This window comes from Rhizobium sp. HT1-10 (assembly GCF_049472505.1).
Taxonomy (GTDB): Bacteria; Pseudomonadota; Alphaproteobacteria; order Rhizobiales; family Rhizobiaceae; genus Rhizobium.
In genome coordinates this window covers 545,308-560,079 of the sequence record NZ_JBCEBQ010000001.1, presented here as the reverse complement: position 1 = coordinate 560,079, position 14,772 = coordinate 545,308, and the positions used below count along the sequence as shown (strand labels likewise).

Below are 14,772 nucleotides of genomic sequence, written 5' to 3'. Positions count from 1 at the left end.
AACGTCATAAGAGGTTCTCATGTCGAAGCCAGAGCAAACCGCCAAGCCCGTTCCGCAACATGTTTTCGACCGTCATGAAAGCGAATGGCGGCAGATTCAAGTGCGTGAGCCTGCCCCAAAGCCCGTCGCCATTCCTGCCCAGGCTTGAGCGGCCGGGACGGGCAAGCGCTACCGTGCTTCAACTTCAGATGCCGCGCACGCGCGGCTCTCCCACGCCTTCCAGCATCAGCGCCGTCAGCGCCCAGACCAGCGCATCCAGCCGGTCGGGCGACCGGCCTGACGACAGGCCGTCCGGCCCGAAATCATACATCTGATCCTCCAATGCCGTGAAGCGGCCGGCATGGCTGACGCGGCCCTGCTCATAGAGCGCGGCAACCGGTTCCGCCCGCAGGAACTTGCCGCGCGTCGCGCGCACCGTCGTCACCGGCAGGTTGACATCGACGCTGCGCAGCATGGCCGTCACCATATCCCCGCCCTGGTTGATCTCGGCGACGATCCGGTCCGCATCGAAGCGGCGATAGGCCTTGACGACCGCGCCCGCCCAGGTGGCTGGGCTTGCGCCTTCCACCGAGCAGTCGGCCAGCACAATAGCGCGTCCCGATGCCTCCAGTCCCGCCACGACGATGCCGCAGCAGGCATTCGGCCCGGCCGAGGCCGGAGGGTCGACGGCAACGACGATCCGTCGCAGCGGCCCGGTCAGTCTGACGACCAGGGCGGCGATGGCATCGCGCTTCCACAGTCCGTCTTCCCTATCCTCGATCAGCTCGCCGTCCAGCTCCTGCCGTCCCAGCCGCGTGCCGCCGTAGCGGGCGGCCAGCGCCGAGATGAAGCCTGGGGCGAGATTGCCGCTATTGGACGAGGTCGACAGCCGCGTCACCGCCGTGCCGTCATCCGCAAGCAGGGCTTTCAGAAGCGGCACCGGGCGGGGCGTGGTGGTGACCAGCTGGCGCGGGTGTGCGCCGAGGCGCAGGCCGAACTGCAGCATGTCGAAGGTTTCCTGGCCATGCTTCCATTTGGCCAGCTCATCGCACCAGGCAAAATGGAACTGCGGTCCGCGCAGGCTTTCGGGATCTTCCGAGGAGAATATCTGCGCCACCGCGCCGTTCGGCCAAACCAGCCGGCGGCGGGAGATCTCGAATTCCGGCCGCTTCAGGCGGGCGATCCGACAAATGCCGGAAACCCCATCGATCATCACCTCACGGGCATCGCCGAGCGTTTCGGCGATCAGCGCGATGCGCAACTGCGACCGCTCGCCGGCGCTGGCCAGCCCATGCACCCATTCGGCGCCGGCCCGCGTCTTGCCGGAGCCACGGCCACCAAGCAAAAGCCAGCTGCGCCAGGCACCGGGCGGCGGCTTCTGGTGATCGCGCCCGGCAATCTCCCAATCGCGAAGGGCGAAGGGATCGGACGCCAGCGCCTCGATGACAGCCTCGAGCCCGGCGGGTTCGGGAGACTGTGCTGGCTGCGCCTCGGTTTCGCTCGAAATTGCGGCCTCCCTCTGCCTGTGCGTCGGTGATGGAGTATCCTTCGCCGAAGGTCCGGCGCTTCCCGAATTTGCGGCGCTGGAAATCTCGACTGGCAAGGCCGTGGCGCCGGAACTGCCGTTCGTGCCAGCTGACGCCGGGCCCGGACGGAAGGCATATTTGACAACTTCCTCAGACGCTTCGTGCGCCTCGGGCGTCTCGGGCGCCTCGGCCACACCGCGAACGGCGGAAACAGCGCCGCGTCGGGTGAGCGACTGACGGGCGCGTTTCACCTTCGCTCGGCGGATCTCAGCAATATCCTTGTCCAGCCTTATCGTGGCCGACTGCAGCCTGACGAGGCGACGCCGGGTCTCATGCGGGTTGGCCGAGCGGAGGTCCGGTGGCAGGATAGCCTGCGAGCGGTGGACCAGCCGCTGCCAGACCCTCGGCAATCCGCGCGCGGTCGCGCTCTTCGACGATGGCACGGGCACGGTCCTCGGCACGCATTTCGATGATCGCCAGCAGCCGGCGCTTGTTTTCGACATATCCGGGCCCATCGGCATGGCGTTCCGCCTCCGCTTCACGGTCGCGCGCCAGCTGACGCTGCAGGGAATCGATCTTTTCCAGAGTGCGGACGATCAGCGACATGGCATCGACGGCGCTCTTCATGTCGGCGCGCGCCAGCTTGATCGCCGCCTCGTCGCCTCCCTCGCCCGGCTGTCCGGCAAGCTCGGCGGCGGAGCGCAGCGTGCGAAAATAGTCGAACTCGGCGCGCATTTCGCGCGTCATGTCGTTGAGCAGGATGCGCAGCGCCTCTTCCGGGTCGCCGGCCTTGGTCTCCAGTGCGAACACCGCCACCTGCCGCCGGCATTCCTCGCCGCTCCAGCCGACCCCATCGGGGTTTGCCGCGCTGCTGCCGTCATAGCCGGCCACGCCGGGCCATTCGCCGAACAAAGTCGGGTCAAAACCGTCGAATTCCTGCATGGCTTGTCTCACGGGTCGGCGCGCCAAGCCTCAAGCTTCGGCGGGCGGGACATGGATGGTGTCTGAAGGCGTGGGGCCCAATGAAGCCCGCAATGTCGCCCCAGCTGATCTCCCCCTTGTGGGGGAGATGCCCGACAGGGCAGAGGGGGGTGATGCGGCAGTCTCGGAAGTCGTGGCGGCCCCCCTCTGTCAGCTTTGCTGACATCTCCCCACAAGGGGGGAGATCAGGCTGGCGTCTCCCCTGCCCGCACCTCTCCGACTATACCTGAAGACTACCAAACCACCGTCACGCAGTCAAGGACTATTTTCCTATATCGGAAAAATTCGTACGAATACCTGCGAATAAAGGATTATTTCCCTAACTCAGCCAGCCTCTCCCGCTCGTCTTCATCCGCGTCGCCCTCCCCGTCCCGCGGCATGTCGCCGACGGTGAGCGGCCAGTCGACCACGTGATCCTCGTAGTCGTCGACCGGCACCTCCTCCTCGCTGACGGTGCGGCCCCGGGCCGAGATGCCGGCGGCGTGGACGGTCTCGGGGTCGCCCGAAACCAGCGGGTGCCACCAGTAGAGGTCGCGCTTCTCGTTGATCAGCCGGTAGCCGCAGGTCGGCGGAAGCCACTGGATTTCCGAGACATTTTCGAGCGTCAGCTGGACGCAGTCGGGCACGAAGTCCCAGCGGTTCGGATAGCTGGTGCAGCGACAGCTTTCGCTGTCCATCAGCTTGCAGCGGACATCGGTGAAATAGATATCACCCGAGTCCCACTCCTCGAGCTTGTTGAGACAACAGAGGCCGCAGCCGTCGCACAGACTTTCCCATTCCCGCGTCGTCATCTCGGCCAGCGTCTTGTGCTGCCAGAAAGGGATCTCATCCATGCCCATGCCGTTCCTGCGCGCCGGCGCCTCTTTAAGGTCGCTAGGCGCCGCCTTGTTTTGTGATTTGCCGGAAAGCAACCAATTGTTCAATCTGTGCCGGATATAGGTGAATATGGATTGCCGTGAAAGGCCAGGCCCGTCGCAATCGGCTGAGGTCTTGAAGAGTTGAACGGGAAATCGCCGATGCCGGAGCCGACAGAGACCGAGGGGCAGCCACTGAAGCGGCCGCGGCGCAAGCGCTATCTGCTGTTGCGGCTGGATTCGCTGATCGATTCCACCGTCTGGAACGCCGGCTTCCGCGCCGTCGAAATCTGGGAAGACATCACCATCTTCTTCCGCCGCTTTCGCATGACCGGCTGGAAACGGGTCTTCTTCGAACTCGCCGGCGAAGGCATGACGCTCGGCGTCGCCGCCTCGGTCGTCATGCTGACGCTCGCCATGCCGGCCTTCGAGTCGACGGTGGGCGACTGGCGCAATCGCGGCAATTTCGCCGTCACCTTCGAGGATCGCTACGGCAACGTCATCGGCCATCGCGGCATCATCCACGAGAATTCGGTGCCGGTCGACGAACTGCCGGACTATTTCGTCAAGGCGGTGCTGGCGACCGAGGACCGGCGCTTCTTCGACCATTTCGGCATCGACATCTTCGGCCTGTTTAGGGCGCTCACCGTCAACGCGCAGGCCGGCGGCGTCGTCCAGGGCGGCTCGACGCTGACCCAGCAGTTGGCAAAGAACCTGTTTCTCTCCAACGAACGGTCCATCGAGCGCAAGATCAAGGAGGCCTTCCTCGCCATCTGGCTCGAAGCGAACCTCTCGAAGAAGGAAATTCTCTCGCTCTATCTCGACCGCACCTATATGGGCGGCGGCACCTTTGGCGCGGCGGCGGCGGCGCAATATTATTTCGGCAAGAGCATTTCCGACGTCAATCTCGCCGAGGCCGCGATGCTCGCCGGCCTGTTCAAGGCGCCGACCAAATACGCCCCCAGCGTCAACCTGCCGGCGGCACGGGCGCGGGCCAACGACGTCCTGTCGAACCTCGTCCAATCCGGCTTCATGACCGAGGGCCAGGTGGTGGCCGCCCGCCGGAACCCTGCCTCCGTCGTCGACCGGGCGCAGGTGGTGTCGCCCGACTTCTTCCTCGACTGGGCCTTCGACGAGGTGCAGCGCCTGTCGCAGCGCTTTGCCGAGCGCTCGCTGATCGTGCGCACCACCATCGACATGAGCCTGCAGAAGACGGCGGAGGATTCCGTTTCGTCCAGCCTGCTGGAATATGGCGAGCGCTATAACGCCAAGCAGGGCGCCACTGTCATGATCGAGACCGGTGGCGCTGTCCGAGCCATGGTCGGCGGCCGCGACTACGGCGAAAGCCAGTTCAACCGCGCCACCAAGGCGCTGCGCCAGCCCGGCTCGTCGTTCAAGATCTACACCTATGCCGTTGCCATGGAGAGCGGCATGGCGCCGACGACGACGGTCGTCGATGCGCCGATCTCCTGGGGCAACTGGAGCCCGCACAATTACGAGAATCGCTACGAGGGCCGGGTGACGATGACGGAGGCGATCGCGAAATCGATCAACACCATTCCGGTGCGGCTCGCCAAGGAGCATTTCGGCATCCAGCCGATCCGCGAGATGGCCAAGCGCATGGGCGTCGAAAGCCCCGTGCGCAACGACAAGACCATCCCGATCGGCACCTCCGAAGTCACCGTCCTCGACCAGGCGACCGCCTATGCCGTCTTCCCCTCCGACGGGCTGCAGTCACGCCGCCACGGGATCAGCGAGATCCTCGGCTACAACGGCAAGATCCTCTATGATTTCAATCGCGACGAGCCGGCGCCCAAGCGCGTCCTGTCGGAACAGGCGAACAGCTCGATGACGCAGATGCTGACGCAGATCCCGGTCATCGGCACCGGCCGCAAGGCAGCGCTCGACCGCGGCATCGTCGTCGGCGGCAAGACCGGCACGACCCAGGCCTATCGCGACGCGTGGTTCATCGGCTTTTCCGGCAACTACACCTGCGCCGTCTGGTTCGGCAACGACGACTATACCTCGACCAACAACATGACCGGCGGCACGCTGCCGGCGATGACCTTCAAGAAGATCATGGACTACGCCCACCAGGGCATCGCCCTCAAACCCATCCCCGGCCTCGCCGACCCCTTCCCGGCCCAGAAGCCGATGACGGCGGCGGCCCGCAAGGCCGCCACGGAGGCCGCCGCCAGCGCCGAGCCCCCACCGGTCCGCCCCCGCTCGCTATCGGCAGAATCGACGAAAGTGCTGCGAGATATCGGAGAGCAATTGAGGGATGCGCCGCCGCTGAAGGGGCAGAGCGTGGCGAGTGTGGGGCTGTAGCCTGTTGCGCGAATTTTCTATTCGCCCATGCACCCTCCTCCCTCATTGCTGTGCTCGTCACAGCAATCCAGCCACCGCGCGTCTGCGCCGTGAGAAGACCTCGATCGCCAGCCACAGTCCCTTTCGCGCCCAAGGACTTGGGCGCACAGGATTCCTGTGACAAGCACTGGAATGAGGGAAGATAGGGCAAGCTCCTGTGCGAAAACTGCGTCTGCATAGCCAGCCGGCGCCGGGCTAGAGCTTGGCGGGCTCGTTCACCCGGCGCCGGTCTACTTCATTTAGCCCTCACCCCTTCTTGTAAAACGCCAGGCGCTTGATGCCGAACTTCATGTTGTTGAAGTTGGAGGGTTTGAGGGGGAAGAGGACGTTGGCGGCGTAGCTGCCGCTGATCGAGCCGACCGCGAGGTTGACGATGAACTCCGCCGGGTTGGGGTTGGTCCAGGTGTAGCCCTTGGTGTCCACCAGGGTGCCGTTGACATAGGTGTCGACCTTGCCGGCGCTGGTGCGCACGACCTTGGTCAGCCTGACATCGCCGACCAGCGGGCCGGTCAGCCGCTTGAGATAGCCTTTGCCGACATCTGCCGTGGCCGGCGCCCATTCGTCGTTGCTGAGCTGGAAGTCCTGGGTCGCGGTCCCCCCATGGGTGAAGGCCGAGAAGATGTCCGGCCCCTTGTAGAAATCGAACCAGCTCTCGATGTCGATCTCGTCGGTGCTCGACGGCGTGGGGGTGGTGTTCTTGCCGTAGAGCCAGGTGGCGCCCCACAGACCGTTCGGCTGGTTGGCAGGCAGGGCGTTCAGTTCGGGCAAGGTGTTGACCTGACGGCTGGCAACGGCCTGTGGGTAGTTGACGGTGGCGTCGAAGGCATAGTCGCCATTCTTGAGGTCGAAGGTGTCCTTGGCGATGATCTGCGCCGAGCGGATCGGCGGCACGAAGATCATCATCTGGCCGGCCGGGTTCTGGTAGGTCTCAGGCTGGCTGATGAAGACGAATTTCTTCTGCGTGGTCACCGTCTTGGTGGTCTTGTCGACGCTGACGGCGCGATAATCGTCGTTCCGCTGGAAGGCGTTGTCCTTGACGTAGCCGACGGCCATGCCCGACGGCATGGAAGCCGGAATGGTGTCGAACACCATGGTGGTGGCCGTGCCGGCGGCATTGTCTGCGGTCGGCTGGGCGAGCTTCAGGGCATAGAAAGGCGTGAGCACGGCCAGCGCATTGGTGACCGGATTGGCGGTGTTGGAGTTGAACAGGGCGAGAAGCTTGATCTTGCCGTCCGAGCCGACGGTATCGACACGGTAGATGCCGCGCGACTGCAGCACGATCATGTTGCCGACCTCGATCTTGGTGCCGGCGGGAAAGCCGAACTGGGCCGGATCGACCGGATTGTTGACGTCGATCGAACCGCTGATCTGGCCGAAGACATTGGTGAAGCCGCCGGAATAGGCGGCATCTCCACCGCCGAGCACGCCGGTGAGGTTGAGCCGGTCGGCGGCAAAGACGTGGGTCTGGGCACTGCCCTCGGTGTAGCGCTGAACTTCGGAGCCGATCGTCACTTTTGCCGCATTGTTCTGGAAATAGTTGAACTTGCCTTCGAGCTGCGTCTTGTTCTTGATCGCGGTTTCGCCCGTCCCGGCGGTGGCATTGGTGCCGAACACATAGGTTCCGAGCGAGGTCCAGCCGGCGATCGCGTCATCGGCCGGCGCGGCACGGGCAGGTGTCTGCCCGAGCATGATTGCGGTTGATAGGGCGAGAGCGGAGAGGAGCTTTTGCATGGCTTTTCCTTTGTGCCTGATCGACCGAGCCCGGAGGGCTCATTGTGCAATGCAGTAGGTGGAACAGGGAGGAGCCGGGAGTAGCCCGGTTTGTGAAGGGTCGTTAGTTGGCATTGACCCCTCATCGGGGCGTTCAACCGCGGCAGAAGAGCCGCTCCAATCTCGCATCCTGTGGTAGCTTTGGACGGGATGTTCCCGCCACGCGTTCGCGCGACGGGCGGCTCGGCGGCTGCTGGCAGCGGCCGGCGGGGCCCGGTGGGTCAGGGTTTTTGCAGGCGAAACCGGGTCAGCGTGATCCTGCCTCGCGTGCGAATCAGCGCGCCTTGCTCAACCGCGCGCTCCGCGCTTCCACGGCCAACGCCCAGCTCTCCGCTCGCGGCGTCCCCAAAAGTATCCGGCGATGCCACCTGCGTGCGGTCGCACGCCAACAGTTCGCCGCTCGGGATCGGGGACCGTCAAAGCCGCGCCGGCCATATCGCACTGTCGGATGTCGGCCCGCCCACCCTACCGCCCTTCCCCCTCCCGGCAGAATCAGGGATAAGCTTCGTCGTTTCGATGTCACAAGGACGCCGCCGTGTTTCGGGTTCCCCTTCTGGTCGCGCTGTCGCTGGTCATCGCCTTTGGCGGCGGCATCCTCTTCACCCGCTACGCGCTCGACGCCAGCGCCGGCTTCGGTGCGATCCGGCTCGGCGCCTGGGAAGCCTTTCCCGCCCTCCATACCGCCGATGCCGACCCCTATGCCAAATCCCATCGGGCGCGGGCCGGACGGCTGCTGTTCGGCACTGCCGAGGGGCTGGAATTCACAGCCAGCGACGACGATGCCCGCACCCGCTTGTCCGCCGCCTGCCGCTACAGGATCAGCGGCCAGACGCCGCCGGCGCGGCTCTGGACGCTGTTCCCGGTTGCCCCCGACGGGAAGCCGCTGGCTGTGCAGGAGGGCCGCCCGACCGCCATCAATTCCTGGGTGGTGCTGCGCGACAGCGACTCCAGCTTCTCGATCACCGTCTCGAGCGATGCCGCCGCCGGCAACTGGCTGGCGCTGCCGCCATCGGGCGATTTCAAGCTGGTGCTGACGCTGCTCGATACGCCGGCGGCAGGCAGCTCCGGGCTGATCGACCTGTCGATGCCGAAGGTCGAGAAGATCGGCTGCGGCTATGCTTAAGATCTTGTTTTCGATCATCGTCGGGGTGTTGGGGGCCGCTTTTTTACACCTGATCATCATCCTTTCGCTGCCCGGCTTTAGCAACAGCGATGCCTTCCAGCGGGTCGAGGCAATCGGCGAGGAGGACAGTTTCCATGTGCTGGACGCGGGCGAGGATGGCGGCCGGCTGCTCAACGGCGATCCCTATCTGCGCACCGCCGTCTGCGCCTTCGACCTCAGCGACATGCCGGTCCACCTCATGGCCAAGGGGCAAGTGCCCTTCTGGTCGCTGGCGATCTACGATAGCGCCTCGAACGAGGTGTTCAGCATGAGCGACCGGACGTCGGTCGGCGGCACGCTCGATGTGCTGGTGGCAGCACCGGTGCAGCTGGCGGCTATCCGCAAGGCTTTGCCCGCCGAACTCGCGCAGTCGATCCTGGTGGAAATGGCCGAGGGCCAGGGCTACGCGGTGCTGCGGACCATGGTGCCGCAGCCAAGCTTCGGCGACGGCGCAAGGGATTTTCTCTCCAAGGCGCAGTGCGACGCCTTCGATGTCGGTGGATAAGCGTACCAGGCCGGGCGCTATCCGCGCTTGGTCGATTTCGCTCTTGGCCGCTTGGCGCCGGGGCCAGTGCGGTGTTTCGGCGGATCGAGGCGCTCGTAGCGTACCCCGGTAAACAGCAGAACCCGCGCTGCAACCACCTGTTGCGACGCCGGTTGCGGATTGTCCCTTCGTCGGTCTTCCAGTCTTATGATATCAGCCATGTCTCGTCTCCCATCTGCAACCTTGAGACGGATGAATGTGTCGTCGATTTCACCCTGCCCGCGCTTTGGCGGGCCGGCGCTCCCAGCGGCATGGCCTTGTCGAGGTTGCCACGCCTTGGGCATTCGCGCCTTTTCCAGCAGCACAGCATGGCCTGTCCGGAAGAAAATCAGTGCGTTTGGACAGCGACGCATGCGGTGCTATCGGCGGATTGAGACAGCTGATCGTTAACAGAACCCTAACGGAATGCGCTGCACTTGTCCGATCTCCGGATCTCTACCGTCCGTTATCGGGCAAAGGGCGGCCTAAGGCGCCACAGGCCTCCACCATCGGTTGATCTCCAAAGCCCTAAATCACCAATTATTCATACTGTTAGCTTTTTCGGTCCCAGCGATTCCAAGGAGCGGCTGTCGCGACTGTGACACGAAAACGTCATCCAGATATTATTTGCGGCTTTTTACAATTGGCGTATGATCATGGCATCCAAAGGCGTCCGATACCTTGGCTGCTTCTGACATTCAGGACCATTGACCTCATACTTAAGGAGGGCGATCGATGTCGCTACTGCTAAATTCCGCCTTTACAACCGACGACGTCGACGTGCTTCGTTGCGTGCTGGACACCTGGTGCGCGGAAAAGCGTATCGACATCAAGAGCACCGAAGCGCAATCCGCCGCCTCGGCTGCGCTGGACCTCTTCCAGTCCGGCCATGACACTCATGACCGCCTGCTCATCGCCCTGCGCAGCCGCCGGTCGCGTTAGGCGGAACAGCATCACGACCGCAAGCAAGATAATCGGGCGTCCCACTGGGGCGCCTTCTGCGTTTTAGGCCTGTCGTCTCCCCTGCCTGTCCTCATACGTGACAGTCGGTTCGGATTTTCCGCCAGATTTTCACCTGCTATTAACCGTGATCGCGGTAGCGTGAAGGGGAAAGCCAGATCCGGACGAGAGCGTCCGCCGGTCCGAGACCGTCTTCCGCGCCCTGTCGTTCGCGGTAGGACGCGACCGCCCGGCAGCGCGCGCGCGCCGACCCTGGCTCCCCTTCTTTGTTTGTGTGTGGGTGGTGGCGTGCGTGATCGGTTTAGAGACCTGGAAGGACCGCTTGGCGAGCGCAAGAAGGATGTGGTCCTGATGGCGACGGTCAGCAGCTTCGAGGAACGCGCCAACCCCAGCCGGTCGGAACTGCGCCAGTTCGCCGAGCTGTTCATGCCGCTGTTTACCGCCTCCAGCGAGGAGGCCAAGCGCCAGGCCGTGGCCGCGCTGTCGCAATGCCCGCATGTTCCATCGGCTGTCGCCCTGTTCATCGGCTGCCAGCCGATCGCCATCGCTGCCCCGTTCCTCTGCGGCGCCAGGACCATCGACGACGACACGCTCATCACCATCGCCCGCACCCAAGGCGCCGAGCACGCCAAGGCCATCGTCCGGCGCGAAAACCTTTCCTCCGAAGTGGTCGATGCGCTGGTCGGCCTGCGCCACGCCGATAGCGGCCGCGGCAGCAAGGCCGAGGTCGCCCCGCCTGCCGTCCGCGCCCCTCTGCTGGATGCGCCCGATGCCGCCGTGACCGAGAGACTGGCGCGCGAGGAAGCGATGCGCCAGGAACTGCGCCAGATCGCCCGGCATCTCGCCCATGACGAAACCGACCGCCTCGGCCTGCGCTCGCTGTCCGAGATGCAGGAAACGCTGCTGGTGCGGTTTGCCCGCGAGCGGGAGGCGCAGAGCTTTTCGACGACACTTGCCGATGCGCTGTCTTCGAGCCGCTGGCTGGCCGAACGGATCCTGCTCGACCTCTCCGGCCAGCAGCTGGCGGTGACGCTGACCAGCCTCGGCATGAACTTTGCCGATGCCGTCTACGTGCTGGAGCGCTTCTATCCGCACCTGACCGAGGGCCACGGCAGCGTCAGCCGGGCCTGGCGGATCATGGATGCCATCGATCCGGCCGACAGCCAGAGCCGCGTCGAAAGCTGGCGTCGTGCCGACCGCTACACCTATGTCACGCCCGACCAGGTGCAGCCGGCAAACCGCGATTCCGCCGACGACCTTCCTGCCAACAGCCGGCTGCACGCCGTCCGCACCGGCAGCCGCGCGCGCTGATCGCGCCGATTTGGTCGCGCCGATCGCGTCTGGTTTCGCAAGTCCGGCCGGCGCTGCGACACATGATGGGGAAACGCTTCAGCGCGTAACGGTTGACGCCCGTCCTTCAGAACGGATCGGCGGGCTTTGCGGCCAGAGGCACGATGTCGCCGATGTCGTCGGTCTCGAGCTCCAGTATCCACAGATCGTGATCGAATTTCATCTCCCGCTCGAGCATTTGCCGCACAGCCTCCGCTTCCTGCCGCTCCAGCCTCACCTCGAATAGCCGGCCGCTCGCCTCGTCCTCGTCGATCAGGCTCTGCGGCGCCGGGCCGAACAGGGTTTCCAGCCCGTCGCGAAACCGCTGGCGGATGAAGATGGCGCCTGAAGCCTCCGCCCCCTTGCGCTCGACCGCGGCAAAATCACCACGGCCGAACAGGCGACGGATCAGGGCGGAAACGAAGATGTCGCTGCGTAATCTCATCACATTGCTATAGCCGCCAAAGGCGCCGTCAACAATCGTCCCGGCAATGTCCACCGGAGAGCCGATCGGGGTGCAACCGGGATCCGCGGTGCGCTGAAATTATCAACTTGCCTTACGCGAGTATTGAGCGCAGAATAATCGCATTAGTAGCATTCATGCCATCATGCCGAACTGCAACCGCTATCTTGAGGGAGAGGCGCCTATGACCATGTCTTTGTTCGCCAAGACCATCCACGGGCTTGGAGTGATGTTGATGATACTGACCGCGACGGCGCTGTTGACGTCGCCGTCCTCCGCCGCCGAAGGCCGGAAGCGCACGGCAGTTGCCGCCGCCACACGGCCCGTGCCGATGCTCTCGGCAACGGCATTTCGCCGCCAGCAGGAGTGGCGGACGACCATCGCCACCGTTCCGAAACCGAGCAAGGGTTGCTTCACGGCGAAATACCCGTCGACCAAGTGGAAGCAAGTCCCCTGCGTGGCGGCACCGGATTATCCCATGCCGCCCCGCTCCGGCATCGTGCCGCAGGTAATCGGCAACGGCAACGACATTGCGGCGCAGGCGCCGAGCGGCATCATCTCGTCGGCAACCGGAAGCTTCGACACGCTCACCAATGTCACCAGCGAAAGCGGCCAGATCGGTGCCGTCGGGCCGATGATCCCCAACGCCTACACGCTGCAGATCAACACGGATTTCTTCCAGAGCAGCGTCTGCGCGGCCTCGCCCAACCCCGGCTGCCGGGGCTGGGAGCAATTCGTGTTCGAGAACAACAACGTCTCGCACCGCGCCTTCATCCAGTACTGGCTGATCCAATACAACACGACCTGCCCGGCCGGTTGGACGCAGTTCCCCAATGGCAGCGACATCTATTGCGTGATCCTCAGCAACTCCAGCGGTGCTGTTAGCACTCCGCCGGTTCCGGTGACCAATCTCGGCCAGGTGACGCTGACGGGCAATGCCGATGCCGGCGGCGACAGCATCGTCATGACCATCGGCGGCTCGGCATTTACCCGCGTCGGCGACAACGCCGTCAATGCATCCTCCGGCTGGAGAATTGCCGAGTTCAACATTGTCGGCGATGGCGGCAACGCCGTTGGCGTCGGCAGTCAGGCAACCTTCAATGACGGTGCCGCGCTCACGACAAGAACGCAGATCGTCTATGGCGGCAGCGGGCCGCCGAACTGCGTGGCGCAGGGCTTTACCGCTGAGACCAACAACCTGAGCTTCGGTCCGACCGCGCCGGCCGCCTCCGGACCAGGACCGGCGATCATCTTCAACGAAAGCACCGCCGGCGGCAGTCCTTCGAACTGCGCAGCCTCGACGGCCGTCGGCGACACCCATCTGACCACGCTCAGCGGCCTGCTCTACGACTTCCAGGCGTCTGGCGATTTCGTCCTGCTGCAGACGGCGTCCGGCTTCAACGTGCAGAACAGGCAGGTCTCGGGTGCGCCGACCTGGCCGGACGCCAGCGTGAACTCGGCTGTCGCCGCAAAGCTCGGGAAGACGGAGGTCGCCGTCTGCCTGAAGCCGCGCGGCGTCTTCATCGACGGCAAACCGGTCAAGGTCAGCGATAAAAAGCCGCTTGCGCTGGCCGACGGGACGCAGGTCACGCGGACCGGCAACACCTATCTGATCCGCGGCGCCACCGGCGACTGGGTGCAGGCCGGCATCAATAGCGGTGGGAGCACCGATTACATCAACCTCAAGGTCGGCCTCGGCCAATGGCCGATAGAGGCGCATGGGCTTCTTGCCAATGTCAAGGAAGACCCCAACCTGCTCGCTACGCGGGAGGGAGAGGTTTTGAAGAATCCGTTCTCGTTCGAGCAAATCTACCGCCCCTATGCCGACAGCTGGCGCGTCAGGTCCGGTGAATCGATGCTCAACGTGTGCGGCGAACGGACGATGGCCGGCATTCCGAAGAAACCTTTCACCTCCAGGGAACTGGACCCGAAAACGATGAAGAACGCCCGGCTTGCCTGTGCCCGGGCGGGCGTCAAGGAAGGCGCGCTGCTGGAAGCCTGCCTGATCGACGTGGCGATGATCGGCGACAAGGCTGCCGCCAATGTCCATGCGCAGACCCTCGCACCCAAAGCACTGGGGCTGCTACGGTAAGTTGCCGGACGCAGAGGTCGGTGGGCATCGGGCGAAAGCCCGGTGCCCCCATCGTTTACCGCGCTTCCGGCTATGGCGCGTTCACGCTCCGCGGTATGCCGCATCGGGCCACGCGATGACAGGCCGACCGGTTGTCAGATGTCTCTGTCCGACGTCCCGCAAGCGGTGCCGGCCGAGCCTCCTCAGGATGCGGGGTCGCGACCGAGTGCGTCCAGCGTTTCGCCTTCCAGGCGGTAGTAAAACCTGTCGGTTTTCCGCGCGCCGCCGATGTCGTCGTAGAAGGCGAGAAGCCTGTCGTTCCCGGCGTCTGCGGTCCAGTCGATCCGCACCAGCCCTCTCTTGCCGGCAAGCGTGGCCAGCGTCCGCATCAGCGAGCGGCCCACGCCACGCCCTCTGTAGGGCGCGCCGACGTAGAGTTCCTTCAGGAAGATTCCGGGCTTCAGGCCGGGTCCGGGGAAGATCGCACTGAACGAGCAGAGGCCGACAACCTTGCCGTCGTCTTCGGCCACCAGAATTTCGGCGCCGTCAGGCCTGACCTTCAACTGCTCCAGAACTTCCTCCGGCGGTGGACAATCAAGTTTGTAGTGCGCCTGCATCTCCTGCATGAGCGTAACGAGACCCGCTTCAGCGGGGTCATCGGCTTCGAGCAAGCGGATATTGGTGGTCATATCGTATCCTCCGGAGACGTTAAGGGAGGCCGGGAACTTCCCCATCGGACAGGATGACCTTGAATGCGGCAAGGGCCATCCGCGCATCGGCGTTGCTG

At 64.3% G+C, this 14,772-nt stretch carries 13 protein-coding genes; 6 read left to right on the top strand and 7 right to left on the bottom strand.

Annotated elements, in window-relative coordinates; translation table 11 throughout:
• Positions 1-184: 184 nt before the first annotated feature.
• From VH564_RS02790 to VH564_RS02780, 3 genes are all read right to left on the bottom strand, one after another.
• Positions 185-1,423 carry a DNA-packaging protein gene (locus tag VH564_RS02790; protein WP_423338725.1) on the bottom strand — a complete coding sequence of 413 codons (1,239 nt, stop codon included), beginning with the start codon at positions 1,421-1,423 and terminating at the stop codon, positions 185-187.
• A gap of 412 nt (positions 1,424-1,835) precedes the next feature.
• Positions 1,836-2,447 carry a hypothetical protein gene (locus VH564_RS02785; RefSeq protein ID WP_423338289.1) on the bottom strand — a complete coding sequence of 204 codons (612 nt, stop codon included), beginning with the start codon at positions 2,445-2,447 and terminating at the stop codon, positions 1,836-1,838.
• Positions 2,448-2,797: 350 nt separating this feature from the next.
• Positions 2,798-3,319 (bottom strand): YcgN family cysteine cluster protein, encoded by a 522-nt coding sequence (locus VH564_RS02780; protein WP_423338288.1) that lies wholly within the window; start codon positions 3,317-3,319, stop codon positions 2,798-2,800.
• 183 nt (positions 3,320-3,502) lie between these two features.
• Between VH564_RS02780 and VH564_RS02775 the strand changes: the two genes are divergently transcribed.
• Complete coding sequence (locus VH564_RS02775) at positions 3,503-5,668, top strand: transglycosylase domain-containing protein (protein WP_423338287.1); 2,166 nt, start codon at positions 3,503-3,505, stop codon at positions 5,666-5,668.
• 285 nt (positions 5,669-5,953) lie between these two features.
• On the opposite strand, the gene VH564_RS02770 is transcribed toward VH564_RS02775, so the two are convergent.
• Entirely contained in the window at positions 5,954-7,438 is a 1,485-nt protein-coding gene (locus tag VH564_RS02770; RefSeq protein ID WP_423338286.1) for a hypothetical protein, read from the bottom strand.
• A gap of 574 nt (positions 7,439-8,012) precedes the next feature.
• On the opposite strand from VH564_RS02770, the gene VH564_RS02765 reads away from it, so the two are divergent.
• Both VH564_RS02765 and VH564_RS02760 read left to right on the top strand, forming a co-directional pair.
• On the top strand, positions 8,013-8,600 hold the full coding sequence (locus VH564_RS02765; protein WP_423338285.1) for a DUF1214 domain-containing protein: 588 nt from the start codon (positions 8,013-8,015) through the stop codon (positions 8,598-8,600).
• Positions 8,593-9,144, top strand: a complete 552-nt coding sequence (locus VH564_RS02760; protein ID WP_423338284.1) for a DUF1254 domain-containing protein — start codon at positions 8,593-8,595, stop codon at positions 9,142-9,144. Before VH564_RS02765 ends, VH564_RS02760 begins: the two co-directional genes overlap by 8 nt.
• Positions 9,145-9,161: 17 nt before the next feature.
• On the opposite strand, the gene VH564_RS02755 is transcribed toward VH564_RS02760, so the two are convergent.
• Positions 9,162-9,344: a hypothetical protein gene (locus VH564_RS02755; protein WP_423338283.1), complete on the bottom strand. Its 183-nt coding sequence runs from the start codon at positions 9,342-9,344 to the stop codon at positions 9,162-9,164.
• A gap of 553 nt (positions 9,345-9,897) precedes the next feature.
• On the opposite strand from VH564_RS02755, the gene VH564_RS02750 reads away from it, so the two are divergent.
• Both VH564_RS02750 and VH564_RS02745 read left to right on the top strand, forming a co-directional pair.
• Positions 9,898-10,104 (top strand): hypothetical protein, encoded by a 207-nt coding sequence (locus tag VH564_RS02750; protein WP_423338282.1) that lies wholly within the window; start codon positions 9,898-9,900, stop codon positions 10,102-10,104.
• Positions 10,105-10,410: 306 nt separating this feature from the next.
• The gene (locus VH564_RS02745; protein ID WP_423338281.1) at positions 10,411-11,433 is read left to right on the top strand and encodes a DUF2336 domain-containing protein; all 1,023 of its coding nucleotides are present in this window, start codon (positions 10,411-10,413) and stop codon (positions 11,431-11,433) included.
• A 106-nt stretch (positions 11,434-11,539) separates the two neighbouring features.
• Here VH564_RS02745 and VH564_RS02740 read toward each other — a convergent pair whose 3' ends face one another.
• Positions 11,540-11,896 (bottom strand): DUF1491 family protein, encoded by a 357-nt coding sequence (locus VH564_RS02740; protein WP_423338280.1) that lies wholly within the window; start codon positions 11,894-11,896, stop codon positions 11,540-11,542.
• Positions 11,897-12,098: 202 nt separating this feature from the next.
• On the opposite strand from VH564_RS02740, the gene VH564_RS02735 reads away from it, so the two are divergent.
• The gene (locus VH564_RS02735; RefSeq protein ID WP_423338279.1) at positions 12,099-14,006 is read left to right on the top strand and encodes a hypothetical protein; all 1,908 of its coding nucleotides are present in this window, start codon (positions 12,099-12,101) and stop codon (positions 14,004-14,006) included.
• Between the two features lie 182 nt (positions 14,007-14,188).
• On the opposite strand, the gene VH564_RS02730 is transcribed toward VH564_RS02735, so the two are convergent.
• Entirely contained in the window at positions 14,189-14,674 is a 486-nt protein-coding gene (locus VH564_RS02730; protein WP_423338278.1) for a GNAT family N-acetyltransferase, read from the bottom strand.
• Between the last annotated feature and the right edge of the window lie 98 nt (positions 14,675-14,772).

What these genes read in the sequence shown, in the direction of transcription:
- VH564_RS02730 (WP_423338278.1), bottom strand. Translation starts at nt 14,674, where the DNA reads ATGACCACCAATATCCGCTTGCTCGAAGCCGATGACCCCGCTGAAGCG.
- VH564_RS02750 (WP_423338282.1), top strand. Translation starts at nt 9,898, where the DNA reads ATGTCGCTACTGCTAAATTCCGCCTTTACAACCGACGACGTCGACGTG.
- VH564_RS02760 (WP_423338284.1), top strand. Translation starts at nt 8,593, where the DNA reads ATGCTTAAGATCTTGTTTTCGATCATCGTCGGGGTGTTGGGGGCCGCT.
- VH564_RS02775 (WP_423338287.1), top strand. Translation starts at nt 3,503, where the DNA reads ATGCCGGAGCCGACAGAGACCGAGGGGCAGCCACTGAAGCGGCCGCGG.
- VH564_RS02785 (WP_423338289.1), bottom strand. Translation starts at nt 2,447, where the DNA reads ATGCAGGAATTCGACGGTTTTGACCCGACTTTGTTCGGCGAATGGCCC.
- VH564_RS02780 (WP_423338288.1), bottom strand. Translation starts at nt 3,319, where the DNA reads ATGGATGAGATCCCTTTCTGGCAGCACAAGACGCTGGCCGAGATGACG.
- VH564_RS02770 (WP_423338286.1), bottom strand. Translation starts at nt 7,438, where the DNA reads ATGCAAAAGCTCCTCTCCGCTCTCGCCCTATCAACCGCAATCATGCTC.
- VH564_RS02740 (WP_423338280.1), bottom strand. Translation starts at nt 11,896, where the DNA reads ATGAGATTACGCAGCGACATCTTCGTTTCCGCCCTGATCCGTCGCCTG.
- VH564_RS02755 (WP_423338283.1), bottom strand. Translation starts at nt 9,344, where the DNA reads ATGGCTGATATCATAAGACTGGAAGACCGACGAAGGGACAATCCGCAA.
- VH564_RS02735 (WP_423338279.1), top strand. Translation starts at nt 12,099, where the DNA reads ATGACCATGTCTTTGTTCGCCAAGACCATCCACGGGCTTGGAGTGATG.